General features: G+C 61.0%; 22 protein-coding genes. 6 read left to right on the plus strand and 16 right to left on the minus strand.

Features of this window, described 5'->3' with window-relative positions:
* Positions 1–73: 73 nt before the first annotated feature.
* Positions 74–1,474 (plus strand): sensor domain-containing diguanylate cyclase, encoded by a 1,401-nt coding sequence (locus RG2_RS07480; RefSeq protein ID WP_033230960.1) that lies wholly within the window; start codon positions 74–76, stop codon positions 1,472–1,474.
* Between the two features lie 18 nt (positions 1,475–1,492).
* On the opposite strand, the gene RG2_RS07485 is transcribed toward RG2_RS07480, so the two are convergent.
* The 4 genes from RG2_RS07485 to RG2_RS07500 all read right to left on the minus strand — a co-directional run bounded on the left by RG2_RS07485 (position 1,493) and on the right by RG2_RS07500 (position 6,349).
* Entirely contained in the window at positions 1,493–2,785 is a 1,293-nt protein-coding gene (locus RG2_RS07485) for an acyl-CoA dehydrogenase family protein (protein WP_033230959.1), read from the minus strand.
* Positions 2,782–3,921: an acyl-CoA dehydrogenase family protein gene (locus RG2_RS07490; protein WP_033230958.1), complete on the minus strand. Its 1,140-nt coding sequence runs from the start codon at positions 3,919–3,921 to the stop codon at positions 2,782–2,784. Before RG2_RS07490 ends, RG2_RS07485 begins: the two co-directional genes overlap by 4 nt.
* A 125-nt stretch (positions 3,922–4,046) precedes the next feature.
* Positions 4,047–4,823, minus strand: a complete 777-nt coding sequence (locus tag RG2_RS07495) for an SDR family NAD(P)-dependent oxidoreductase (protein WP_033230957.1) — start codon at positions 4,821–4,823, stop codon at positions 4,047–4,049.
* Positions 4,820–6,349: a class I adenylate-forming enzyme family protein gene (locus tag RG2_RS07500; RefSeq protein ID WP_230589950.1), complete on the minus strand. Its 1,530-nt coding sequence runs from the start codon at positions 6,347–6,349 to the stop codon at positions 4,820–4,822. The genes RG2_RS07495 and RG2_RS07500 overlap by 4 nt, the downstream gene beginning before the upstream one ends.
* Positions 6,350–6,426: 77 nt before the next feature.
* Here RG2_RS07500 and RG2_RS07505 point away from each other — a divergent pair, with 77 nt between their 5' ends.
* The 4 genes from RG2_RS07505 to RG2_RS07520 all read left to right on the plus strand — a co-directional run bounded on the left by RG2_RS07505 (position 6,427) and on the right by RG2_RS07520 (position 11,058).
* Positions 6,427–7,575 carry a CaiB/BaiF CoA transferase family protein gene (locus RG2_RS07505; protein WP_033230956.1) on the plus strand — a complete coding sequence of 383 codons (1,149 nt, stop codon included), beginning with the start codon at positions 6,427–6,429 and terminating at the stop codon, positions 7,573–7,575.
* On the plus strand, positions 7,566–8,810 hold the full coding sequence (locus RG2_RS07510; protein ID WP_033230955.1) for an acetyl-CoA hydrolase/transferase family protein: 1,245 nt from the start codon (positions 7,566–7,568) through the stop codon (positions 8,808–8,810). The genes RG2_RS07505 and RG2_RS07510 overlap by 10 nt, the downstream gene beginning before the upstream one ends.
* Positions 8,810–9,595, plus strand: coding sequence for an enoyl-CoA hydratase/isomerase family protein (locus RG2_RS07515; protein WP_033230954.1), 786 nt, complete (start codon positions 8,810–8,812; stop codon positions 9,593–9,595). Before RG2_RS07510 ends, RG2_RS07515 begins: the two co-directional genes overlap by 1 nt.
* Positions 9,596–9,717: 122 nt before the next feature.
* Entirely contained in the window at positions 9,718–11,058 is a 1,341-nt protein-coding gene (locus tag RG2_RS07520; RefSeq protein ID WP_033230953.1) for an HNH endonuclease signature motif containing protein, read from the plus strand.
* Positions 11,059–11,143: 85 nt separating this feature from the next.
* On the opposite strand, the gene RG2_RS07525 is transcribed toward RG2_RS07520, so the two are convergent.
* From RG2_RS07525 to RG2_RS07580, 12 genes are all read right to left on the minus strand, one after another.
* Positions 11,144–11,722 carry a carboxymuconolactone decarboxylase family protein gene (locus RG2_RS07525; protein ID WP_033230952.1) on the minus strand — a complete coding sequence of 193 codons (579 nt, stop codon included), beginning with the start codon at positions 11,720–11,722 and terminating at the stop codon, positions 11,144–11,146.
* Between the two features lie 38 nt (positions 11,723–11,760).
* On the minus strand, positions 11,761–12,504 hold the full coding sequence (locus RG2_RS07530) for an SDR family NAD(P)-dependent oxidoreductase (RefSeq protein ID WP_033230951.1): 744 nt from the start codon (positions 12,502–12,504) through the stop codon (positions 11,761–11,763).
* Positions 12,501–13,337, minus strand: a complete 837-nt coding sequence (locus RG2_RS07535) for a TauD/TfdA dioxygenase family protein (protein WP_033230950.1) — start codon at positions 13,335–13,337, stop codon at positions 12,501–12,503. The genes RG2_RS07530 and RG2_RS07535 overlap by 4 nt, the downstream gene beginning before the upstream one ends.
* Positions 13,338–13,350: 13 nt before the next feature.
* Positions 13,351–13,911, minus strand: a complete 561-nt coding sequence (locus tag RG2_RS07540; RefSeq protein WP_033230949.1) for a nuclear transport factor 2 family protein — start codon at positions 13,909–13,911, stop codon at positions 13,351–13,353.
* 12 nt (positions 13,912–13,923) lie between these two features.
* Complete coding sequence (locus RG2_RS07545) at positions 13,924–14,817, minus strand: SDR family NAD(P)-dependent oxidoreductase (protein WP_033230948.1); 894 nt, start codon at positions 14,815–14,817, stop codon at positions 13,924–13,926.
* A gap of 13 nt (positions 14,818–14,830) precedes the next feature.
* Complete coding sequence (locus RG2_RS07550) at positions 14,831–16,261, minus strand: aldehyde dehydrogenase family protein (RefSeq protein ID WP_033230947.1); 1,431 nt, start codon at positions 16,259–16,261, stop codon at positions 14,831–14,833.
* Positions 16,262–16,330: 69 nt separating this feature from the next.
* Positions 16,331–18,037: a thiamine pyrophosphate-binding protein gene (locus RG2_RS07555; protein ID WP_033230946.1), complete on the minus strand. Its 1,707-nt coding sequence runs from the start codon at positions 18,035–18,037 to the stop codon at positions 16,331–16,333.
* Positions 18,027–18,953: an SDR family NAD(P)-dependent oxidoreductase gene (locus tag RG2_RS07560; RefSeq protein ID WP_033230945.1), complete on the minus strand. Its 927-nt coding sequence runs from the start codon at positions 18,951–18,953 to the stop codon at positions 18,027–18,029. The genes RG2_RS07555 and RG2_RS07560 overlap by 11 nt, the downstream gene beginning before the upstream one ends.
* Positions 18,946–20,799, minus strand: a complete 1,854-nt coding sequence (locus RG2_RS07565) for a flavin-containing monooxygenase (protein WP_230589949.1) — start codon at positions 20,797–20,799, stop codon at positions 18,946–18,948. Before RG2_RS07565 ends, RG2_RS07560 begins: the two co-directional genes overlap by 8 nt.
* A gap of 44 nt (positions 20,800–20,843) precedes the next feature.
* Entirely contained in the window at positions 20,844–22,220 is a 1,377-nt protein-coding gene (locus RG2_RS07570; protein ID WP_033230944.1) for an aromatic ring-hydroxylating oxygenase subunit alpha, read from the minus strand.
* Positions 22,221–22,248: 28 nt separating this feature from the next.
* Positions 22,249–23,109: an SDR family NAD(P)-dependent oxidoreductase gene (locus RG2_RS07575; protein ID WP_033230943.1), complete on the minus strand. Its 861-nt coding sequence runs from the start codon at positions 23,107–23,109 to the stop codon at positions 22,249–22,251.
* Between the two features lie 8 nt (positions 23,110–23,117).
* On the minus strand, positions 23,118–24,716 hold the full coding sequence (locus RG2_RS07580; protein ID WP_230589948.1) for an SMP-30/gluconolactonase/LRE family protein: 1,599 nt from the start codon (positions 24,714–24,716) through the stop codon (positions 23,118–23,120).
* A 704-nt stretch (positions 24,717–25,420) separates the two neighbouring features.
* Between RG2_RS07580 and RG2_RS31750 the strand changes: the two genes are divergently transcribed.
* A complete protein-coding gene (locus RG2_RS31750; protein ID WP_165826276.1) occupies positions 25,421–25,579 on the plus strand; it encodes a hypothetical protein in 159 nt (52 codons plus the stop codon).
* Positions 25,580–25,591: the final 12 nt, after the last annotated feature.

Below are 25,591 nucleotides of genomic sequence, written 5' to 3' on the forward strand. Positions count from 1 at the left end.
TTTCCAGCGCACGTTTTCCGCTGTATGTCCGATCGCCTCTCACAATTGATCCAAAGATTAGGTAGGTAGGGCGGTGGATGCGGTGGAAAACTCGACGTCAGCTGCGGCGCTACGCCACAGCCTGCTTGTCGGTCTTTGCGTTTTTGTCGCGTGCTTGATCGGGACTTTCAGCCGGCTTCCCGGTACCCTCGCCGTGTTCTGGCCGGCAAACGCACTGCTGCTCGGTCTGCTTGTTCGATCACCCCGTTCGGCAACCGTTTCGACGTGGTTCTGTGCGGCGACGGCCTATATTTCCGCGGATCTGGTCACTGGCGGTTCCGTCGAATCAGCTTTGTGGCTCGGTGCAAGCAACATCATCGGCGTTGTCGGTGGGTTCTACGCATTTCGATGGGTCTGCGCGGAAGATCGAAGGCTTTCGAGTATCCGCTCGGTGGGTTACTTCGTATCCGCGACCATGGTCGCGGCGGCGCTGACAGGATGTGTCGGAGGAGCTGCGAATGTGGCACTTTTCGGCGGCACATGGCCGGACGGCTGGATTCTCTGGTTCTCGGGCAACCTCGTCAACTACATGACGATTGCTCCGCTGGTACTGACTTTTCCGTCGCTTCGACCTGAGGACCGAGACCCTGAGGCCGTGCCCAGGATCCTTCGGCTGTCCGTGATTCCGGCCGCATTGTTGGCGTTGTGCATTCTGCTCCAATGGGTCATCGGCGGCGCCGGTGCAATTGCGTTTGCCATGCCTGCTCTTGTCACCGCCGCACTGCTGACCAATGTCTTTGTCACGTCACTGATGACCGCCATATCGACCGTATGTACGTTGGTCTTGACAGCCGACGGGCACTTGGGAACAGCTGTCGAAGGTTTATCCGCGGTCAGCGTTTCCGTAAGGATCGGATTGGCTCTGTTGGCAACTGCGCCCCTCGCGGTTGCCTGCGTGATCTATGAACGTCGACGCGCTCTCGCTGCTCTGACTGAAGCTGTGATGCTCGACGACCTGACTGGAGCGCTGCGCCGGGACGAATTCATGCGAAAAAGCATCGGCGCCGTCGGATCTCTTCAGTCCGGCCTGCCAGTCAGCGTCCTGATGATGGACCTGGACCACTTCAAGAAGGTCAACGACACCTTGGGCCATCGGACCGGGGACACGGTCCTTGTTGCGTTTGCGGATCAAGTGCGGCGCCATCTCGACGACACAGCGCTGTTTGCGCGCCTGGGCGGTGAGGAGTTTGTCGTTCTGTTGATCGACACGGATCTGGACGAGGCAACGCAAATAGCCGAAATAATTCGGGTGGCACAGCAGGAGCAATCGAGGACAACGCTCGGAGAACTCGGCCCGACTGTCAGTATCGGTGTGGCGTGTTCGCCGTCCGGTGACGCGGACGTGAACAGCATGATCGATTGCGCCGACGAAGCGCTGTATCTGGCAAAGAAGTTCGACCGTAACTGCACCGTGTCCCTGACCGCGAGAAGCTGATGTCCTGACCGCCGGAAACTAGTGACTGCCGGAAGTTGATCGGCTTTTCGGAATGTCCCGGAAGGCGATGTTCTGCTCGTGTGTGCGTTCACGCGGCATACCGAGGACTCGCTCGCTGATGGCGTTGCGGGCCATTTCGGTGGTCCCGCCGGCGATGCACCACACCTGTTGGCCGAGATAGTCCGTGGCGCAGTCGCCGACCGTACCGTCGTCGTCGTCCCACGCTGCCCCGGCAGGCCCGGTGAATTCGTAGATGATCGTCACCAGACGGGTAGACATCAGACCTGCCATCAATCGGGCGATACTCGCGGCCTGATCGGACATTGCGCCGGTGGTGATGCCCTGGACAACCCGATGCTGTAGTGCGTTGTTGGCCAGTTCCAGCATGCGGGCCTCACCGATGAGGTCACGGCTGACGGGGTCGTTCAAGCGACCCGCATCGCGCGCGACTGCAAGCAGTTCCGGCATCTTCGTTCCTCGTTGCGTGCTTCCGGCTGCCATGGTCGCGTACGGCGAGTTCGACAGCATTCGTTCGTGGAACATCCAGCGTGTGCCGACGGTCCAACCGTCGTTGATTTCGCCGATGCGGTCGCTGTCCGGAACCCTGACGTCGGTCATGAACTCTTGACAGAATTCCCGCGACCCACTGAGCAACTCGATGCGGTTGACTTCCATGCCGGTGCGATCGAGCGGCACCATGAACACGCTCAGCCCCCGATGCTTGGGCACGTCCCAGTTGGTTCTGGCAAGACAGAGCGCCCAATCGGACCACCAGGCGCCGGTAGTCCAGATCTTCGATCCGTTCAGTACCCAGTCTTCGCCGTCTCGAACAGCGGTGGTGACCGCGCCGGCGACGTCGGAGCCGCCGCTGGGCTCGGAGAGCATTTGCATCCAGATCTCTTCGCCCTTCAAGATGGCGGGGATGTGGCGTTGCTTCTGCTCCTCGGTGCCGAATTCGAGAAGCACTGCGGCGCAGGGCACAAAGGTCGGAGACTGTAGACGTTCGGCGTACTTGTAACCGGCGAGTTCCTCGTTCAATGCCCGCTGGTGAGCATGAGTGAGGCCTTGCCCGCCGTACTCCTGAGGGAAGCAGATCCCGGCAAGGCCCGCATCGAACAGTCGTCGCTGAAGTGCGCGTTGCTCCGCGACGTCGGTGAGTTCGTCCTCGTCGGGTCCTTCGGCGCGCATGACACCGATGTTTGCCTTCGGGTCGCTGGGGCCGAGGTTGTTTCGGATCCAGGTGCGTGCCCGAGTGCGAAACTGCTCGACCGATTCCATGTCGATGACGGTCTGGGGTGCCTGGGTGCTCAACGGATGCTCTCCTGACGTACGGCGATGGCGGCGATCAATTGGCGGTGCTCTGCGGGAGTGCCGTAGCTCGAGCGATTAGCTGCAGCCCGCCGCATGAACAGGTGTAGATCGTGCTCGAATGTGACGCCGATCCCGCCGTGGATCTGCACACAATCCTGGAGTAGCTCGCCGCCGCGATCGCCGATGTATGCGTGTGCGGCGCTGGTGAGTTCAGCGGCGTCCGGGCTTTCCGCAGCAACTGCGGCTGCTGCCGCGTCGGCGAGACCGTGGCTGGCTTCGAGCCAGGTCTTCATGTCTGCGAAGCGGTGTTTGAGTTCTTGGTACGACGCAAGGGGGCGTCCGAACGAGTATCGGTCGAATGCCCACGCAACGGTGAGGTCGAATGCCGCTTGCATCGCTCCGACGGATTCGGCGCAGCCCAGCACGATGGCGAGTTGCCGACAACGCTCGACGTCACGAGCCGCATCGCGTGTGTCTCCGATCATGGCGCTCAGGGGGAGACGTACGTTGTCGAACGTCACCGCGGCGTAGCGCCGTGTCAGATCGATTGATCGCAACGGCTTTACGTGCACACCGGGAGTGTCGGTGGGCACCAGGACTTGCGCGACGGAGTCGCCGTTCTGGCCGGTGACGAGAAGGACATCGGCGGTCTGGGCAGCTTCGACGGGGCGTTTTGTGCCGGACACAATTACGTCGTTGCCATCGACGCGAATCTCCAGTGGTGGAGTGCTCACGAGACTGTTCGCTTGTGGCTGGGTGAAACACCATGCTGAGGTGGAAGTTCCGGCGAGTAGTTCTGCAAGAACTTGGTCTGTGGTCTCGCTGGAGTAGTTGTTGAGAAGTGCGGCAACGACGTTGGTCGGGGTGAGTGGGCCGGGCGCGGCGGTGCGGCCGAACTCGTACGCGACAAGTGTGAGGTCGACGAGTCCGCGATCGCTGATTGTGCCCCCACCGTGCTTTTCGTCCACCAGGAGGCTGGTCCAGCCGAGTTCTGCGCCGCGCCGCCAGTATTCGGAGTCGAAGCCCATGGGGTTGTCGCGCAGAAGACGCACAGCTGAGCTGGGCACCTGTGTGTTCAGGAACCGGGCTGTGGTGTCCCGGAAGAATTCCTGGTCCGGGGTCAGCTCCAACAACATGTTCGCCCTCTCGCCCTGCGGTTAGAAATCGCAATCAGAGTATGAAACTCTCTATTCTGAGAATAGCATTTTCAATGTCGAAATTAAAGCGAACTCGAACTGAGATCGGCACCCGTGTCGAACACTCAGCGTGCCGTCCAACCACCATCGACAACTATGGTCTGGCCTGTGACGTAACTTCCTGCGTCACTTGCGAGCCAGAGAACAGAGCCGACAACGTCGTGCGGCGTCCCTTCGTGCGGAAGTGGAGTGTTTCGTCGCAGATACTCCGCCGATCGGTCATCGGTGTACAGCTGATCAGTGATTTCACTCCGGAAGAATCCGGGAGCAACTGTGTTCACCCGGATCGAGTGCCGCGCCCACTGGATCGCGAGTTCTGCGGTGAGTCCTGATAATCCGGCCTTACTTGCGGCGTATGACGCCTGCGGGATGCCCGGTATTCCCACCCTGCCGCTGATGGACGAGATGTTGACGACAGTGCCGCGGCCGATGGACTGCATGTGGGGGAAAGTGGCCTGCGCCAACAAGAACGGAGCGATCAAATTCAGATCCAAGGTCTTGCGGACGGCATCGAGTGGCTCGGATTCGGCTCGTTCGTAGGTGAACATGCTGCCCGCTGCGTTGATCAGAATTTCTGGCGGCCCAAGGCTTTCGACCACGGCGGGTACAACAGACCCGACCTGGCCGGCCTCGGAGAGATCGCACTCGATGGCGGTGCCGTTGATCCGCTCGGCGAGTTCGGCTAGTTTGTCGCGGCGGCGCGCGACGACGGCAACTCGGGCGCCGAGTGAGGCAAGTGCCTCGGCTATGGCAGCGCCGAGGCCTGATGAAGCGCCCGTCACGATGGCCACCCGGTCGTCCAAGCCGAACATCCGTGCGGCGGTATCGCGGTGTGTTGTCACCGGAGACCTCGCTGCGGTGCCCTGACTGCGGAAGTGGTGAGTTCTGCGAGTCCGGCCCGCTGGATTTTTCCCATGGCGTTGACCGGCAGTGCGTCGACCTGTGACCAGAACTCCGGAACCTTGTATGGCGAGAGCTCGTTCCGGCAGAGGTCGGCAAGGATGCGGAACTCCACCGGAGGTCCGACACTTTCGACAATCGCGGCAACCCGCTGACCGAGTCGGTCGTCGGGTATCGGGTACACGGCGACCTTCGCGACATCGGGGTGCGTCGCGATGACTCGTTCCACTTCGAGCGGGTAGACGTTTGCACCACCGCGAATTATGACCAATTTCTTGCGGTCCAGGACTGTGAGCCAACCGTCGGCGTCGACAGTTCCGATATCCCCAGTCGCGAGTGGGCCGGGTTCAGTCGAAGTGACACCGCCGTGCTCCCAATGGCCGAGCATCGGCGTCCACGAGCCCGCCCACGGACCTGACCTCGCTGCTCTGACGCGCAGTTCGCCCAATTTTCCTGCAGGCAGCGGGCTTCCGTCCTCACTGTAGGCTGCAACCTCGTACTGTGGCAGTACCTGCCCGCTGGTCCGGGGGTGCCATTCGCGCCCGGGAGGATCGATCGATACGACGGTCGGTGCTTCGGTCAGGCCGTACGTGACGCGGGGGACGAGGCCGTGCGCGTCGGTGAACGCTTGGCGTAACCCGTCCGGTGTATCGCCGCCGCCGCACCAGATCTCCTGGAGTGAACTGAGGTTGACGTCGGGACGTCGCGCGAGGTCGTACAGTTGCGCGGGGGCGCCGTTCCACACTGTGACACGCCGCGAGGCGATCCATTCGGCAACCCCGTCGACGTCGCGCCGGTTCATCACGACTGAGCACCCGCCGGCCTGGGCCGTAAGTAGCGTCGACAAGACCATGAGATTGAGGATGGTCAGCGGGAAGCTGTCGCCCTTGCGTAGTTCTGGCCCCCATCCTCTGGTCGCGCACAGGACGGCGCCGGGGAGGAGTAGGTTTCGTTGACTGTGCACCACAGCTTTGGGCTGACCCGAAGTGCCACTGGTGAAAGCGATTCCGGCGGGAGCGTCGATATCCAACTCGACCGAAGGGGCGGTCTCGTCGCGCCCGCACAATTCTGCCCACTGAGCCTCGCTGACGCAGTCGAGAGGGTCCAGCCGACAGTTCGGTCCGGCCAGGACAACACTCGGCTTGCACAGAGTTTGTAATTCTTGCTGCTCACTGGATGACAGCGCTTCGCCGATTCCCACCCAGATCGCACCGATCCGCTGAGCGCCGTGAAATGCCGCGACGATGCCGAGATCGTTGGGCAGGCATGCCGCGACACGATCGCCTGGTCGCACGCCCAGTGACCACAGCGCTCCGGCGCAGCGCCTTGCCTGTGTGTCGAGTTCGGCATATGACCAGATCCCAGATACGGCTTCCACGGCCGGGGCCTGCGGGTTTGCCGCCAGTGCCGCATCGAGCACCGTCGCTATCGTGCCGAGGACGGCGGTCCCGTTGGATTTCTTCACCACTCACTAATACCACTATCCTTGTAAAGATTCACCTGATAGCGTCGAATCGTTCTGAAGGAAAGTGGAGGTTCATTCTGATGAAGCACTCGGGTCCGTTGGCCGGGGTTCGGATCGTCGATCTCACGGCGATGGTGATGGGTCCCTACTGCACGCAGATCATGGCCGACATGGGGGCTGATGTTCTCAAGATCGAAAGCCCCGCCGGCGACAACACCCGCTACATTTCGGTGGGTCCGGAACCGGGATTGGGCGGTGTGTTTGTCAACGTGAATCGTGGAAAGCGCAGTGCGGTACTGGATCTGCGAACCGATGAGGGTGCAGGTGTACTGCGTGACTTGATCGCCGATGCGGATGTATTCATCCATTCCATGCGAGGCTCCGCAATCACAAAACTTGGTTTTGGCTACGACGACGTGGCCGCCGTCAATCCGTCGATCGTCTACACCAACTGCTACGGATACGGGCGTCGTGGGCCGGATGCCGATTTGACGGCCTACGACGACACAATTCAGGCCGAATGCGGCTTACCGCACGTGCAGGAACAGTTGACCGGCGAGAGTGGTTATGTCGGAACCATTATCGCGGACAAGGTTGCCGGACTCACTGCCGTGTACGCCACCACGATGGCCCTCTTTCACCGCGAACGTACTGGAGAAGGCCAAGAGGTGGAGGTTGCCATGTTCGAGACGATGGCAGCTTTCATGCTGGTCGAACATGCAAATGGGGCACTGTTCACCCCGGCGCTGGGTCCGGCGGTGTATCCCCGTGCTGTGGCACCGAATCGGAAACCGTACCGGACCAAAGACGGCGAGATCTCGGCCATGGTGTACAACGACAAGCAATGGGCGGCTTTCGTCGACGCAGTCGATCCACCTTGGGCGGGTGCACATTTCGCGACTCTCGAACAACGAGCCCGTCAGATCGACACGGTGTACGCGCTGCTGGGTGAAACCTTCCTCGAACGCACGTCGCAGGAATGGCTGGATCTGCTCCGATCTCACGATATTCCGGCCGCTCCGGTGAGGACACTGGACGAGTTGTTGAACAACGAGCACCTCGATGCCGTGAACTTTTTCGAAGACGTCGATACTCCCTACGGCTCAGTGCGTTTCCCTGGTCCGCCGACATGGTTCTCGCGCACGCCCGGTCGTATTGCCCGGCCGGCCCCTCGACTCGGTGAGCACACCGAGGAAGTCCTGAATGAGGTCGGTCGAGCGTGGAGTTGAATCGGTTCCTGAATCGGGGAGACCGTATTGTCATCGGTCAGGCGTGCGGCGAACCGACAACGTTGATCGAAGCTCTGATCGATCAAGGGGCAGACATTGGCGGACTATCGGCATTTGTCGCAACGAGTTTCTCAGGAGTCTTCAATGCCGAAGCAAGTGAGAGCTTTTCGCTCTCCAGTATGGGGGCGATCGGAACGCTGCGATCATTGACCAAAGTGCACAAGCTCAGTGTGATTCCGTGCCACGTCAGTCAAGTTGCGCCGATGATCGAGGCCGGGTTGATCGGGTGCGACGTTGCCTTCGTACAAGTAAGCGCTGCGGATGAGAACGGCAATCACAGCTTCGGATTGATCAGTGACTACGTTCAGGCGGCTGTGGCGACAGCGCGCGTTGTCGTGGCGGAAGTGAACGATCAAGTCCCGTTCACCTGCGGGGAACTGTTACCGGCAGCGAAGATCGATTACGCCATCGAAGTATCCAGACCTCCGGTTACACTGGCGCCGGCAACAATTGGACCGACCGATCATGCAATTGCCGAACATGCCGCTGCGTATATCGAGGACGGTTCGGTCATCCAGGTGGGGATCGGAGCCGTGCCGGATGCGTTGCTTCGGCTGATTCGAGACCGGAAAGATCTGGGTGTTCATTCGGGAATGGTGGGCGACGGCCTCGTTGATCTGGTGGAAGCAGGCACGGTGACCAACGCACGCAAACGAATCGATAGGGGAGTGTCCGTCACAGGCGCACTCATCGGCAGCAAGGAACTGTACGCGTTCGCGCACCGTAACCAGGCAATTCGCATGTGTGCGACGTCGTACACACATGACGCGGCAGTTCTGGCTCAGCTCGACAAACTGGTGACAGTCAATTCCGCACTCGAAGTTGATCTCACAGGGCAAGTCAATGCGGAGCAAAGCGGTTCGGCGTATCTCGGTGGCACGGGTGGTCAGGTGGACTTCGTCCGGGCCGGTTCGCGTTCACCGGGTGGTCACGCGATCATGGCTCTCCCCGCCACGGCCAAGGGGGGAACCGTCAGCAGGATAACCGCGCACCTGTCCGGGCCTGTCACGACGGCGCGTAGTGACATCGATGTTGTGGTCACCGAATTCGGTGCAGCCGAGCTGCGAGGACAGAACCTCGCGGAGCGAGCGCGACGTTTGATCAATATTGCCCATCCGGATTTTCGCGAAGAGTTGATGCGCGAAGCGCATGCAATCAGGCAGAGGGGATTCTGATGAGTGATGCTGTGTTTTCGAATGACGCCGTGTTGTTCGACGCGCGCGAGGATGGCATTGCTGTCATCACGCTGAACCGACCGGAGACTCGCAACTGCCTCGACCAGGCCATGCGCGAGGGATTACGCGACGCCTGGAACCGATTCGAATACGACCCAGCGTTGCGGGTAGCGATACTCACCGGTTCCGGCGACGAAACATTTTGCGCAGGTGGCGATCTCAAAGAGATGGTCAATACCGCAATGGCGGTACCGCCGCGCGATATGTTTGCACTTCCCTACGACACGGTCGAACTGTCAAAACCCACCATTGCCGCGGTCAACGGCGTTGCCTACGCGGGTGGTTGGATGATTGCTCAGGCCTGTGACCTGTGTGTCGCCAGCACCACCGCGAAGTTTGCGGTCACGGAGGTCAAGGTCGGGAGAAGCTCGCCGTGGGCGTCGCCGCTGATTCATATGATTCCGCAGCGCATCATGATGGAAATCCTGCTCACGGGTAAGCCGATATCTTCTGCGCGCGCTTACGAGATCGGTCTCGTCAACCGACTTGCCGAGCCTGCGGATCTGATGGCGACGGCTCTGGACCTGGCAACCGAAATACTCTCCGGTGCACCTCTTTCCGTCAAAGCGGCGAGAGAAACTGTGATGCTGTCGACGGAGATGGGTCGTTCGGCCGCACTCAAGGCCGCACGCCACGTATCCGAGCACTGCTACAACAGTGACGACGCACAGGAGGGGCCAGCTGCATTTGCGGAAAAGCGTCGCCCGCAGTGGATGGGGCGCTGACTGGCTCATGTGACTCGTGCACGTCGCATTGCAAGAACGTGGGGGGAACGAACTGTGCCCGGTATGCCCCCTTGAATCGAATAGATGTTCGAGTATAATTAGGTCAGGGTGGGGAGGCCTTGATGACTACGGTTTGCGATTCAACTTTGGTGGGGGATGTTGTAGCTGGTTCCGCGACGGGTGTGCGGGGCAGGTTGTGGCGATTGCGACCGGCCGATGTTCGGGACGTTGCCGTTAGTGCGTCTGCGGAAATTCTTCGGTTGGAAGCGATTCGGGTTGCCGCCGTCGACGAATTGGCGCTCAATCCGGATGAGCAGGTGCTTTGTTACCGCGGTGTGGGGCGGTGGCTGGCGGCGAACACGATGCTGCAGAACGCGGCCGGTAACAAGATCGCTGCCCTCGGTGCCGCGCTGCGGGGGTTCCCCGACATTGCTGCGCAGTTCGAGACCGGTGACCTCTCGCTCGATCATGCGGCAATAATCGTCGCGTTCTGCGAATCGCCACCAAAAGGAATGCCCGACAGGGCGTTACCGTCCTGCATGAAAACCCTTCTCGCGGCGGCATCCGGTGTGGAGGCGACCACCATCAAACTCCGCTACGCGATTGCGGTTCTCGAGCGGATTTTTGAATCGGATGAGATCCCGCCTGGTGAGGACGACGATCTCAACGTCTTGCGGATTTCGCCGACGTTGAACGGTCGGGTCGCGATCAAGGGCGATTTCGACGCGCTCACTGGTGAAATGTTGTTGTCGGCTCTCTCGGGTCTGTCGATGCCGAAACCGGCCGCCGACGGAACCCCGGATCAGCGGGCGGCAGCCAAACGCACCGCCGACGCGTTCACGGAACTGATTCGCCGGTATCTCGACAATGCCGTCACCGGTGTTGATGGTGGTCAGCGTCCGCATGTGAATGTGCACATCACTGCGAAAGATCTTGCGGAGCATCGGGAATGTGCCACCATGCGTAGCGATGTCGCGGCGGATTTCGATGAGCCTGATGTCGAAGATCTTGACGTCGGATACATGCCCTGGATGGGACCACTGAGTGTGAGCCTGACCCGGATGCTTGCCTGTGACTGCATGCTCTCCACCGTCCTGATGGACGGCAACGGGGCACCGCTCGATGCAACGCCGCACAAACGCCTCGTCACACCGGAACAACGCACGGCGTTGATTGCCCGGGACAAAGGCTGCGCCTTCCCGAACTGCGATGCGGTACCCGCTTGGTGCGACGCCCACCATATACAACCGTGGTCGGTCGGCGGTTTGACGGTGATGGACAACCTCACCCTCCTCTGCCGAAATCATCACCGTTTGATACACAGCACCAGCGGGTTCCGCGGTATATGGGAAATCAAAATGGGTGATGATCACAAACCGTGGTTCATCCCACCGTCCGCGATCGACCCGAAACAGCGACGCCGCCGCTCCACCACCCGCCAAGGTCCAGTTCACCGAGACTGAATCCGGCTCCGCCGGAAACTGAACACCGCGTGCAAGCTTCGCATCACCAGCTAAGACGATGCGAAGCCAACACGCATGTGTCCATTTACCGAACGGCGGGGAGGTACGGAGCAAGCTCCGGTTCAGGATTCACGTCGAATGACCGCAGTGCCATGGCGAGCATCGAGTAGCAGCCAACCGTGAACACCATATCCATCAGTTGCTCGGTGTTGAATTCCTCGGCCAGTGCCGACCAGGTCAGCTCACTCACGACGCCGTCCGCCAGCAGTTCGTCTACTGCACTGAGCAGGGACCGTTCCAGCGGAGACCACTCGGGGGCATTCGGTCCGTCCGCGACGCGAAGGATTTCGCCTTTTGTCACGCCGGCAGTTTCGGCAAGGATGACGTGCTGGGCCCATTCGTAATCGGATCGCCGGACTGACGCTACGCGGAGTACAAGCAGTTCCCGTTGCCTGTCGGTAAGCGAAGTCCCAGAAAGCAAGTGCGCGTTGAAGGACAGGAATGGCATCGCCAATGCGGGATATCGGGCCAGGGTCCCGACCAGGTTAAGTCCAGCCTTACCGGCCCGTTGCGGATCGGCAGCAACGGTCGTTCGGAAGCCGTCGAAGAATTCCCTCATCTCGGGCGTCCATTGTTGTGGTGTTGCAGGCGAAATTCGAGCCATCGGCTGTAAATCCTCTCGGGTAGCGAACGTGCTTTCGATCAGGTGTTCCGGCCACCGTTGACACCGATGCTCTGCCCGGTGACGTAACCGGCTTCCTCGCTGGTGAGGAACGCACAGACAGCCGCCACATCCTCTGGTTGGCCGATCCGGCCGACGGGTGTTTTTGCTGTCTGTTGGTCGAGGTCGATGAATCCTTTCTCGACTGTGTTGCGCAGCATCGGGGTGTCGATGAATCCGGGAGGAACCGTATTGACGGTGATTCCGAATTTGGCGAATTCGAGCGCCAGCACTTTGGTGAGGCCGACAACTCCCGATTTGGCGGCCACGTAGCCGGCCAATCCGGGGGCACCGCTGTGAATGCTCGATGACGAGATGTTGACGATCCGGCCCCAGCCTTCTTCGATCATGTCGGGCAGCACAGCCTGGCAACAGTCGAACGTGCCGGTCAGGTTGATCGCGAGTGAGCGGTTCCACGTTTCGGCAGTGATCTCGAGGAAGGGGCCGTCGATGCTCAATCCGGCGCTGTTCACCAGGATGGTTGGTCGTCCTAGACGTGTACGCGCTTCGTTCAATCCTGCGTCGATCGCAGCGCGATCGGTCACGTCGACGGTCAATCCGATGGCTTTGCCGCCTGACAATTCGATCGATGACGCCAACGCCTCGGCCGCGGTGCCGTCGATATCGAGGATTGCCACCATCGCGCCGTCGGCGGCGAGGCGCCGACTGATCGCTTCGCCGATTCCCGATGCCCCACCGGTGACTACCGCGGTGCGACTGCTCACTTGATGCTCTCGTGGCCGACCAGGGTTGAGCGATGCATGCGGCGCGGCTCGCTCCGGTCGAACTCGCAGGCCCGGTGGACGAGGCCGGAGTTGTCCCAGATCACCAGGTCACCTTCGGACCACGTGTGCCGATACACCAGTTCTTGTGTTGTGGCACGCTTTTCGAGATCGTCCAGGAGCGCACGACTTTCGTCGAAGTCCATTCCGACGACGTGCGATGTTGTCGCCCCGAACACGAGCGATTGCCGACCCGATTCATGCTGCCACACCAAGGGATGTTCCACTTCACGGCGCGAGGCCCATTCCTTCAATTGAGTCGGTGTCGGATCCGGGTACGTCAGCCGCTGAATTGCCGCGAAGGTGTGGACTACGCGCAGATCGGCGAACAGTTTCTTCTCGTCGTCTGATAGCGCCTCGTATGCGGCGTAGGTACTGGCGAATTCGGTTTCACCACCGCGGTCGGCTGTGACGCGGGCACTCATCACGGACGCCTTCGGTGCGATCTTGTCGAGTAGGCCGTCGATGTGCCAGAAGTCATTACTGGCAAGGTATTCCGCATTGGGGTTGGAGGGGTCGAAGCTGATCTCCATCACTTCTTCCGCGTCGTACGGTGGGAAGCGGGAGAAGTTGATCAGTGTTCCGAGTTTCCGGCAGAACTCGACTTGCGTGCGATCGTCGACATTGATCTTGCGAAACAGCAATACGCCATGTTTTTCGAGTGCAGTCATACACGCGTCTGCGAGACCGTCATCGCGGAGTAGCCGATCGGTATCGACGCCCAGAACCTCCGCACCGAGATTGTTGCTGAGTTTCTTGATGTCAAGCGTGGTCATGGCTACTCCTGGATCAGTCGGGGACATGCGGATTCCGCATGTTCGTCAGTGGTCGTTGGTACGACGGGTCTGTTGTGCTGCGCGACGGGGCGCCGTTGACGTGAATGTCAGGAACGTCGGCGAAGGGTATGCCCATTGTCGGAACGATGCCGGACCACTCGATTACATTGGTGCGCAGCGCGATTCTCCATTGTCCGTCACGGCGTTCGACGCGGTCGATGTACCGGCCGCCTGCGATCCAATTGGTGTCGTCGTGATTACGTCCGACGAATAGGTAGTACGTCTCGGTGTGTGCCGTGTCGCCGTCGATGTCGCAGGTGTGGTTCAGCAGGTTGTGATGCGTCGACACCTGGCCCAGTTCATGGGTCGCTCTGGCCCACTGGTAGAGATCGATCGGTCCACCGACAAAGTTCCCCGCCGCAATTGTGGCGTCGTCGTGGAAGGCGGAGAGGAAGATATCGCGGTCGAAGCGATCCATGCCACGGCTGAATCTGGTCAACGCGTCGTGGATCTCCTGACGATCGACCATAACGTCGAGGGCGGCTAGCCGATCCGAGGTGGCAGATGTAGTCATGAAGTCCTCCGGTCAATTACGTGAGATGTGTTGATCACGATCACTGAAGATCGGAGACCAGATGGGCGCGCCGCGCGACGAGCGCAGCGACGGAACGACCTTGCCGTCAACGTCTTTGATTCCGTATTCGTGGGCAAGTTCGGCGGTGATGAAGGTGCCGCCCGAGCGTGTCGCGAGATTTGTGTCGACGGCGAGAGCTGCGATGACGCGACCCGGGAATTCCGGGGTGCAGCCGTCCTCCGGCCGAGTAGCAGCCCGGCCATCCAAGCCAGGGACATTCGCCAGGTTTCGCTGCGCGCGTTCGGTGAAGGTGAGGCCCTGCCAGAGCGAAAGGGACGTCACGTTATGCGGTTTCAGCTCGATGGCCATATCTCGTGCCATCCGGTCCACCGCAGACTTCGCCGTGCCGAAGATGACGTTGTAGGTGTAAGTGACGCCGGTGTATCCGGAGACGGCCACTATGAGGCCGGACTTGTGCGGTGTCATGATCTTGGCGGCATGCCAAGCTGCTACGAAGTTCGAGCGGACGCCGACATCCACCATTTCCCAATGGGAGAGCGGTTTCTCCCAGAAGGACTGTGGGTCGGTCAGGTCTTCGGGCAAGGAGAATGCGTTGTTGACAAGAATGTCCAATCGGCTTTGCTCGTCTCGTACCTGCTGGAACAGGGCGGCAACCTGTGCGTCGTCGGCGTGGTCCACTGCGACGGCAACGCCCTTGCCGCCGCGCCGCGTACACTCAGCTGCTGTCTCTGCGATCGTGCCGGGTAGAGGATTCGACCCAGCGAGAACCGTGCGTCCCGTGACGTAGACGACGGCGCCCTGGTCTGCGAGCGCCAGCGCGATTCCTTTCCCGATACCGCGACTGGCGCCCGTGACCACAGCAACTTTGCCCGACAGAGAACTCATCTCCCGTGCTATTTCAGGAAGCGTCAGCGGTGTAGCCGAGTATGCCCTTGATCTCCAGGTAGTCGTGGAAACCGAATCCGCCCCACTCACGTCCGTTGCCGCTCTTCTTGTAGCCGCCGAACGGTGCGGCGAAGTCGAATCCGTCATTGATGGCGACGGACCCGGCGCGGATCCGTCGAGCGACGGCGCGAGCTTGCTCGAGGTCCGCGCCGGCAACAAATCCGGCGAGGCCGTACTCGGTGTCGTTTGCGATGTCGATGGCGTCGTCGATGTTGTCGTAGCCGAGAATCGTGAGAACCGGTCCGAAGATTTCCTCGCGGGCGATGGTCATGTTGTTGGTGACGTCGGCAAAAACGGTGGGGCGGACGTAGTAGCCCGTCGGCAAGTCGTCCGGACGTCCGAGGCCGCCCGCAACCAGCGTCGCACCTTCGCCGATCCCCTTGTCGATCAGGGACTGGATCTTCTCGAACTGGGCCTCGGACACTACGGGGCCGATTGCAGAATCGCCGCCCGGATCACCCACGGTCACCTGTGATGCTGCCTCTTGCGCGGCGCTGATGGCTTCTGCCATCCGGGAATTGGGCACAAGCATGCGTGATGGTGCGCTGCACGTCTGCCCCGAGTTCATCATCATGGTTGCCACACCCTTTGCGACGTTCTCGGCGAAGTCGCCGTCGTCGAGGATGATGTTGGGGCTCTTGCCGCCGAGCTCCTGCGAGACTCGCTTGACGCCGGGTGCGGCGTTGGTGGCGATGTCGATGCCGGCGCGGGTGGAGCCGGTGAACGAGATCATGTCGACGCCCGGGTGTGCGGACAGTGCTGCCCCGACAGTGGGTCCGTCGCCCTGGACGAGGTTGAACACGCCGGCGGGAACTCCTGCAGCGTCGAGGATTTCGGTGAAAATCTGGCCGGTGAACGGCGACTTCTCCGAAGGTTTGAGCACCATGGTGCAACCAGTTGCCAGTGCGGGGAAGACTTTCACGGCAATGAGGCTGATCGGCCAGTTCCACGGGGTGATCAATCCGCAGACTCCGATCGGTTCTTTGACGATCAGTGAATCGCCCTGCTGCTCCTCGAAGACGAAGTTCTCGAGCGCATCGATCGCGGTGGTGAGATGACCGGCACCAAGGTTCACCTGGAAACCGTTGGCCAGCGCGTTCGGTGCGCCCATCTCCTCGGTCAGAGCTGCAGCGAGGTCGCCCATCCGGTTCTGATACTCGGTGAGAATGTTTCGCAGAATCGTGAGTCGTTCCTCGCGGCTGGTTGCAGACCAACTCGAGAACGCGTCGCGTGCTGCCGCAACGGCGCGGTCGACGTCTGCCGGTGATCCTGATGCTACTGTGCCGCAGACCTTCTCGGTCGCAGGATTGACGACCTCTAGTGTGCTGGACTCCGCTGGATCGACCCATTGTCCGCCGATGTAGAACTTCAGATATTCACGCATGACTGTTCTGGTCCCTTTCGCAGTGTTCGTGAGTACTCGTCGAGCCGGGCATGATGCGTGCTGGAATGTTCACTGAGTGCCTTCTGCGTACCATGTTCGGAACTCGTCGTAGCTCGGCATTTCCTCGGAATTCGCCTTGGGGTCGACGGCAACGTGGATGACGCCCGGCTTACCGCTGGCGTAGGCGCGCTTGATCGCCGGCGCGATATCCTCGTCGCGGTCGACGTACTCCCCGTAGCAGCCGAAGCCTTCGGCAACCTTGTCGAGCCGCGTATCTGTGCTCCAGTGAACACCGGTCTCGAGTGATCCCTGGCCGTAGGTGCGTTTGTAGACACCCACCTCGAGTCCCCACGCATAGTCGACGGCAACTACGCAGACCAGCGGCAGGTTGAGTCGCGCAGCGGTTTCCAGTTCTGCGATATGGAATTGGAACGACGAGTCGCCGGTGATCAACATGATGGGACGTTGGCCGCCGTCAGCTACACCGGCGCCGACGGCATACGGGAGCCCGGTGCCGAGGTGGCCGAAGTTCTGATTCCACATCACGTCGTGGGGTTTTGCCTGTGAGTACGTCCAGCCGAAGATAGTGGTGGCGCCGCCGTCTCGGACCATGATGCCGTCGCTCGGGAAATCCTTGGTCGCCTCGACAATCAGACGAGCGGGATGCACCGGAGACATACCGGACGGCGCGGTTTCGGCAAGTTCCGCCAGCTGCGTCGCATCCTGTGTGATCCAGCCGTCGAGCTCGGGGGTCGCCGTGCGCGGTGCATCCCACAGCGCGTCGGAGAGTTGGGGAACAATCGCGCGGAGATCGCCGACGAGGGGCACGTCGATCCTGCGGTTGACGCCGATCGCCTCCGGATCCTGTTCGACGAGGATCCATTTCCGGCTCGCTTCGTTCGCGATCCAGTGCCGGCCCCGGCCGTAGTGGACCGGCTCTCCGAGTTCGGTGCCGATTGCCAGGCACAGGTCGGATTTCACCACGGCGTCGACAGCGGCGGAGGAGAAGCCGTATGGAAAGGTGCGGTTCTCGAGTCCTTCGATGAAGGAGGTGCCCCCTGAGGTCTGAATGACAGGGCAGGCCATGGCATCTGCGAGTGCCTTGACGGATTCGCCGGCGCGGGAGGTGTGGACTCCGTGCCCGATGAGCAGAATGGGTTGCTGGGCCGCTTGGATCAATTTCACCGCTTCGGCAACGAAGTCTGGGCCCGCAGTCTGTCCGACCATGCGATACGCATTGGGGGGCAACGGGTCTGGCACGTCCAGCTCTTCCTGGATGATGTGGGAGGGGTATTCGATGTACACGGGTCCAGGGGTGCCGGACAGCGCTTTCCGCAGTCCTTCGCGGATAATTTCGTCCGTCTGATCGGCGTATTCGATACTGGCACTGTATTTTACGGATGCTTCGAAGAGGTTTGCCTGTTTGACGAATTGAATGCGCCCACGTCGAACGCGCTGTTCGGTGATGCGGGCGCGCTGGCCACCGAGGAAGATCACCGGTGAGTTCTCGACTTTGGCGCACATCATGGCGCCGGCCAGGTTTGCGACGCCGGGGCCAAGGGTACCGATACACACCGCGGCCTTGCCGGTCATGCGCGATACGGCCTCAGCCATGAATCCGGCCGACTCTTCATGGTGCGGCGCAACCACATTCCATCCGCGTTCCTCGGCGAGGTGGAACATGTGCACGAAGTTCGGGTCGGGGATTCCGAAAATCGTGTTGATGCCCTCGGCTTCGAAGAGTTGCAAAATGCGTTCGTAAACCTTAACTGACATGTGCGTTGCCCTCCATGGCTATCGCAAAACTCTTGGTGATGTGGTCGACGTGAGCTGACGGGACGACAGGCAGGATCCACGGATCGCGGACGTCGCGGATGGCGTCGATCTGCCTTCCAACCTCCTCGATCGACCATGACGGTTGGTACACCCCGGGGGTTTCGGCGATGAATGCCCGAGCAACGCGGCCGCCGATTGTCACCAGCATTTCGCCGGTGACGGAACAGGATTCGTGAGCCAGCCAGGCGGCCGTCGGGGCCGTGAGTTCCGGTCCCATGGGCGGGTACGACGACGTGTCGATCCCGTCGGCCAACCGCGTGATCGCTGCGGGAATGACGACGTTGGACAAGACGCCGTGGTCGGCACCCTCGATTGCTGCCACGTTGGACAGTCCGATGATGCCCGCCTTGGACGCCGCGTAGTTCGCGATGCGGTTGTTTCCGTACAGACCGCCGATCGACGAGGTCAGCACGATCCGGCCGTATCCGGCGTCGCACATCAGCGGGAATGCCGGCCGCAGTACGTGAAATGCGCCGCGGAGGTGAACGTCGAGAACTGCGTCGAAATCCTCGTACGTCATCTCCGTCAGCGGTGCGTAGCGATTGTTTCCGGCGTTGTGGATGAGGATGTCGATACGTCCGTAGTGCTCGATGGCCGCGTTGACGATCGCCTGGCCGCCCGGTGCGGTTGCAACGGACGCAGTGCTCGCGACTGCATCGCCGCCGGCAGCAGTGATCTCCGCGACGACCGCACTGGCGACTCCGCTATCTGTATTCTCACCGCTGATCCCGACACCGGGATCGTTGACGACCACTTTGGCCCCCTTGGATGCAAGTAGTAGTGCGTACTCACGTCCGATTCCTCTGCCGGCGCCGGTAATGACGGCAACACGACCGTCGAAGCGGGCCTCAGACATCGAGTTTCAGGCCTTCCAATGTGCCCGTGTCCCGCCAGGTTTGAAGGATTTCGCCCAGTTCGTAGAAACCGCCCCAGAACGGGTCGCCGAGGAATGAGCGCCCGTTCGGCTCGCCTTCGCTGTTGTAATAGCCGGGGGTGCATTCCGACGTGAACGTGCTGTTGTCGATCGAGTGGGCCCGGATGGTCTGGATCCAGCCTTCTTCGGCTGCCGCGGTGGGTTCGACATGCGTGGCTCCGCGCGCCTGAGCCTCTTTGATGATGTACGCGATATGGTCGGCCTGCTGCTCGAACATCAGCGTTGTCGATGCGGTGACTCCGCCTTGAACGAAGCCGGTGGCAAAGTGGTTGGGGAAGCCGTGCGCCATTACACCGTGCAGGGTGCGGAATCCCTTGCCCCAGTGGTCGTAGAGGGAGGTTCCGTCGCGACCGGCAAACGGCGCGATGTCGAACTGGCGGTCGAGCGCGGTGGTGATCTCGAACCCACTCGCGAACACGATCGCGTCGAACTCGAGCTCGACGCCGTCGACCATGACGCCCTTCTCGGTGATCCGTTCCACGCCTTTGGTTTCCGACACATCGATCAGAGTGACGTTCGGGCGATTGAAGGTCGGGAGATAGTCGTCGTTGAAGACGGGACGCTTGCACATGTTGCGGTAGTACGGCTTCAGTAGTTCCGCAGTGTCCGAGTCGTCGACGATCTCCTCGATCCGTCGGCGGAGCCGCTCCATCGATCGGTAGTCCTCGATCTCCTTGAGTTCCATGAACTTCACCGGATCGGCGAGCGCAGCCCAGCCGTTGGTTTCGGTTAGTTTCGCGGCCATGTTGCGCGACACTTCGGTCCAGCCGTCACAAATGAGATCCGGCTCGCCGGGGGAGTAGAAGGCAAAGGCGGCATTGTGGAAGTTGCGCTGACGTGCTGCCCGCCAACCTGGCTCTAGACTGTTCACCCATTGAGGATCGGTCGGGTAGTTGGCTCGCTCGAAGATGTACGACGGTGTCCGCTGGAAGACGGTCAGGTGCTTCGCGCCTTTTGCCAGGTGAGGGATCGCCTGAATACCACTCGATCCGGTGCCGATGACGGCGATTCGTTTGTCGGCGATCTTGTCCAGCCCGCCGTGCAGGTCGCCGCCGGTGTAGTCGTAATCCCACCGAGCCGTGTGGAATGTGTGTCCCTTGAAGTCCGTGATCCCGGGGATACCCGGAAGCTTCGGCCGGTTGTATGGGCCCTGTGCCATGACGACAAAACGAGCATGGATCTCGTCGCCGCGATTGGTACGGATCTGCCAGCGATTGATCTCCTCGTCCCATTCCAGCGAGCGGATCAAGGTATGGAAGATCGCATTGTCGTAGAATCCGAAGTGCTTACCGATGCGCTGAGCGTGCTCGAAGCACTCGTCGCCGTGCGAGAACCGCTCCTTCGGCATGTAGCCGGTTTCCTCGAGCAGCGGGAGGTAACAGTAGGCGTCCGAGTCGATCTGGATTCCCGGGTAGCGGTTCCAGTACCAGACGCCGCCGAAGTCCCCACCGAGTTCGACGATCTTGAAGTCTGTGACGCCCGCCTGCTGAAGGCGGTGCGCGGCAATGAGGCCGCAGAATCCACCGCCGAGGACTACGACCTCGATGTCGTCGGTGATGGGCTCGCGCGGTTCGACGGGCAGGTGCGGATCGCTCTCGTAGAAACCCGCGAATTCGTCGGCGGCCTCCACGTACTGCTGCTGACCTTCGGGACGAACACGCTTGTCGCGTTCGAGGAGGTACTTCGCCCGGAGAGCGTCGATGTCGACTTCGGGAGTGTGTGTGGGCGCGCAAGGCGTCATGGCCGTAGCTTGGGTCGGTGCGGTCATCGGATCTTCTTTCGTCAGAGCAAGTCAGTACACGATGTGAGGAGTCAGGCGAGATCCACCGGCGCACCGGTACCCATGTACGTGGCTAGGTTGTGGTGGAGGTTGACGATGCTGCGTTCGCGGTACGGGTTGGGTTTCGGCCCTGAAAAGCCTTGCGACTTCATACCTTTCTGGACCGCAGCCATGTTCACGAAGTCCTGTGGCAGGACGGTTCGCCAGGCCGGATCCTCCGGCGGGGTGAACTCCCATTCGGTTTCCGGTTCCTCGCCTGCGGGGAAGAGTTCGTAGACAGCGGCCTCGAAGATGCACTTGTTCGGATCGTCGCCGTAGGGCCGGGCGCTGTAGCAGAGCATGTTGTTCAGGGCGTGCCCGATCTGGAAGTTCGGGAAGATCTGCCACGCCGTGCCACTTGCGGCGACAACCTGTGGGTCGACGGTCGGCCAGATCACGCCACGCGCTTCGTCGTCGCGCCTGGCCGAATCCAGCCAGTGACGCAGAACCTGATCCGATGGGGTGCCCTCGGGGAGTTCGTCGATCAGTCGCTGGGCCGCATCGACGAGGGTCCGAGTTGTATTGGTGTTTGCATTTTCCCACGTGAAGTTCTGCATTTCGATGGTCGACTTACGGGGGTCCGCGCCGCTGCCGATGCGCAGTTTTGCCTGGTTTTCTTCCATGCCCTTCGGTGCGTCGTAACCGATGTTGCTGTGCTTACCTTGGGCGCGGGACCAACCGAGAAAATTCCCGAAGTTCATGAACTCCGGGTGGGTGTACGGAACATGGTAGGTCTCCATGAACGCTTCGAGCGCAACCTTCCAGTTGCAGTCGAAGACAAGCCATTTGCGCCAGCGGTACCGCATGTTCTCGAGGTGGAAATGATCGAGAAGGGAAGCCGCGGGCTCGAGATAGTCACGCAGAGGTTCGCAGCCCGGATCCATGTTGATCCAGATCCATCCACCCCAGGTGTCCACTGTGACACCACGCAGCTTCGTTGATTCCTCGGTCAACCCACACGGCCAGTCCTGACGTTCGGCGGCGAAGGTGTTCTTGCCGTCGAGGTCGTACCGCCAGCCGTGAAACCCGCAGATGAATTGCCTTGCCTGGCCGCGGGCTTCGTGGGCACCGGGCGGCGTGTCGACGAGTCGGCGACCGCGGTGGGAGCAGACGTTGTGATAGGCACTGATCGTGTCCGGGGTCGAGCGCACGATGATGACCGAGTCATCGAGAATTTCGTAGGTGAGAAAGTCGCCGACCTTGGGAATTTCCTCCACCCGACCGACCTGCTGCCACACTTTCGACCACAGCTTGTCGCCCTCGGCGCGGGAATACGTCTGCGAAATGTATGCATCCACACCGATGGTGAGTGGTGTGGAATGTGACTCGCTTACAGTCGATTCCGGAATGTTCTCGGCAGTGTCGGTCATGGTGTCTCCTCTTCACATCGGTTCTGTGTCAGTGCGTTATCGCGTCGCGGAACGATTCGTCCTTGAGAAAAAGTGACGTGTGATCTGGGCCCATGTGCGTCCACTTGAGATTCAGTCCGCCGTCCACGAGCAATGTCTGTCCGGTGATGTAGGTCGAGAGATCCGACAACAGGAAGAGAATTGCACCGGCTTGCTCCTCAGGGCGGCCGCGTCGACCCATCGTGATGGCGCGGCGATCACGCTCGGGATCGTCGTCGACGTAGGTGGAAGACGCAGGGGTGGCGGTCACGCCGGGAGCGATGGCGTTCACTCGAATACCGACTTCGGCGAGTTCCACGGCCATCGTGCGGGTTGCCGCGACCAAGGCGGCTTTTGCACTGCCGTAACCGATATGAAAAGGCGCGGTGTTCATTCCGCTGATCGACGAGATCGACACGATGGAACCGGGACGGCTCTGGGCCTTCAATTCCGACGCGACCATCTGGCTCATGAAGAACATCGTTTCGAGATTTGCCGTGAACAATTCGCGCCAGTCCGCTCGGGTGACGCGAGTGGACGGCATCCAGGTTGCAGGGGCAGCGCCGCCGGCGACGTTGACCAATCCGTGCAGTTTGCCGTCGGTGCGTCGAATCTGCTCTCGCACGATGGCAATACCGTCGTCGGTGGACGCATCGGCCGCCAGTGGGATGATCGAAAGACCCTGCGCGATAAGTGGTGCGATGTGGGTGTCGAGGTTTTCCTTGGAACGGCTCACGGCGATCACGGTTGCTCCGGCGCGGGCAAGCATGCTCGTTACCGACGTGCCGATCCCGCCGCCTGCTGCGCCCGAGACAACCACGATGCGTCCGTCCAGACCGACAAAGCTGTCGCCAACTTGGCTGTTGCTCATCGCGTGGCTCACACTGCCTTGCGTAGTGCCAGGACGCTGCCTTCTGCATCTGCGGAGACGTAGATTGTTCCGTCCGGTCCGGCCGCGATGCCGGCGAACGGGCCCTGAGGACCGGAGAACGGCGCTAGTCCCAGCAGCGGCTTGGGGGTGACACCCTCGGGTGCGCCCACCGGCAGATTGCCGGCAACTTTCTGCTGAATCTTGGTCGACAGATCGAAGCTGATCAGGGCTTTTGTTCCGACATCGACGATGTAGAGCACGCCGCCCCGAACAAGAATTCCCTGCGGGTTCTCGAGTCCGTCGACGATCGTGTCGACGCTGGAGCCGTTGATCGCGACGATTCGTCCGGCGCCGGCTTCGGAGACCAGGCAGGTACCGTCCGCGGTGAAGGCCACGCCCATCGGGTCGTGCAGTCCCGAGGCCAATTCTTCAACCTGCCCGCTCGACCCGACGGCAACAACTTTGCCTGCTCCCAGGTCGGCAACCGCGATGGTTCCGTTCGCGGAGACCGCGACACCGTAGAGTTGGTCGAGTCCTTCGGCGAGGACCTCACTTTCAGCGGTGACGGCGTTGTAGCGCGAAACGGTTCCGTTGCCCGCGACGATGAATTCGCCGTCGCCGACGGCCGTCATTCCGCGGATGTAACCGGGGTATCCTGGGCTGAAAAGCATTCCGAGAGTGCGGAGTTCGCCGCTCGGTTCGAGTGCGAGCAAGAAGGTGCCATCGGCGATGTACAACGTGCCGTCCGGGCCAACGGTCAAATCCAGGGGCCAAGTCAAACCGTCGGCCAAGGCGGTGCGGGTTCGGCCACCATCGAGGATCTCCGTGATCTGGCCGGTGAAACTCGATACGAACAGTCGATCACCTACGAAGGTGAGGTTGTCGAGTCCGGGATTGAGGCTTGCCAGTACGGTGCGATCGCCGTTGCGGGGATTGATCCGCAGCACTTCGCCCGACGCCACCTGGGTGGAGACGATGAAGCCCTCGGAGTCGAACTTGACTGCGTCCGGGACGCCGAGATCTGCTGCGACGCGTTCGGGTTCACCGTTGCCGTCGGGGTCGATGCGCCAGATTTCGTTGGTCCCGAGCACCGGGTAGTACAGCTTGCCGTCGGGACCGACCTCCATGCCGTTGGGCATCGGGAGGTTTTCGAGAAGTATCCGGGGTGCGCCGCCGTCGAGGCTCAGTTCCATCAGACGGCCACCGATGCGGCACTCGTTGACGAACAGTCGCCCCTGGTGGAACGTGATTCCGTTGACTCCGGGGAGGTCGTCGCGCAAAAGCCGCGTGCTGCCGCTTGATTCGCGCACGCTGACCCGGCCGTCGTAGTACTCGGTGATGTACAGGTCGCCGGTGGGATCGAAGGCGACGTCGTCGGGCGCAACGATGTCGCTGCCCATGGCGCTGATGGTCTCGAGGTTGCCGGTGTTGATGTCGAGCGCGCTGATCTGGCTGCCTGCCACCTGTGCCACGTAGACGCGGCCGTCCGGTCCGGTGCGGAGTCCGTTTGCGCCGAACAGCCTGCTCGGGGGAGTGAGCCGGGTGAGATTCCAGCCCTCGGCGAGGGTGAATTGCGCTGGGCTGGTGTAGCGGGCCGCCTGTGTCAAGGAGTGCCTCCTGTGGTGAGGAGAGATTTTTGGGGGTGAGTAGACGGGCCTCGACTGACCGATTGGGTCGTGACGTGCGCCACTCTTCGTTGATCGTGAGCTAATCACGGAACCCTAAGCATTTCAAGTATTGCAATCCTTAGGAGGATGGAAGTACGATTCTCGCTATATGTGTGTCTGATTTCCGGTTTTGACGCAGCACTGATCGTGGGCAGTACTGATGATCGCCATGTGCGTATGTGCAGTACGGCGGCTTTGTTCGCTGTGAGTCCGGCTGCTGGCCGGCGGGCAAGGGGTTTTGACTGTCCTTGGTGGACAGCGACTTTCGTTCGCCCTGACCTTCGAGCAATCCGGCACACTTCGGCTATATGCCGGACGGAGGCATGATCGAGACCGTAAGTCCAGGTGCTGATCTGCCCGAAGGCGGGTTAGCGCGCGACTACCTTTGGGCCGGCCTCGGCGTCACGCGATGCGGTCACTGCATTGCCTACATCCGCGAAGGCATCCACGATTCGTGCGTGGTTGGCCCGCTCTGCGATCACTTTCCACCCTCCTCTGGACGCAACCGTGGATACCGTTTATTCCGGTAACGCGATGGCGTGCAAGACTGGTGGATGAACCGCTGAGTCATCCGTTCCGGATAGGTGCCGTTTCTACGGCAATAGGGTGAAAATCGCGGCGGGTGAAAATCACAAGGGTGGCAAATGTACGAATCGAATTTGTTCTCCGACTCCAGTGCGACGGAGTCGGCCGAGATCGAAAAAACTGCAGAGGAATTGGCGTCCGAACGCACCGCATCTGTGGCGGAACGTTCCAACGCCGACACCGCTGAACAGCGCCAGTCGCAACTGTTCAGCGGGTAGTTTTTCGGCGCC

The organism is Rhodococcus globerulus NBRC 14531 (assembly GCF_001894805.1).
In the GTDB taxonomy this organism is placed as follows: Bacteria; Actinomycetota; Actinomycetes; order Mycobacteriales; family Mycobacteriaceae; genus Rhodococcus_F; species Rhodococcus_F globerula.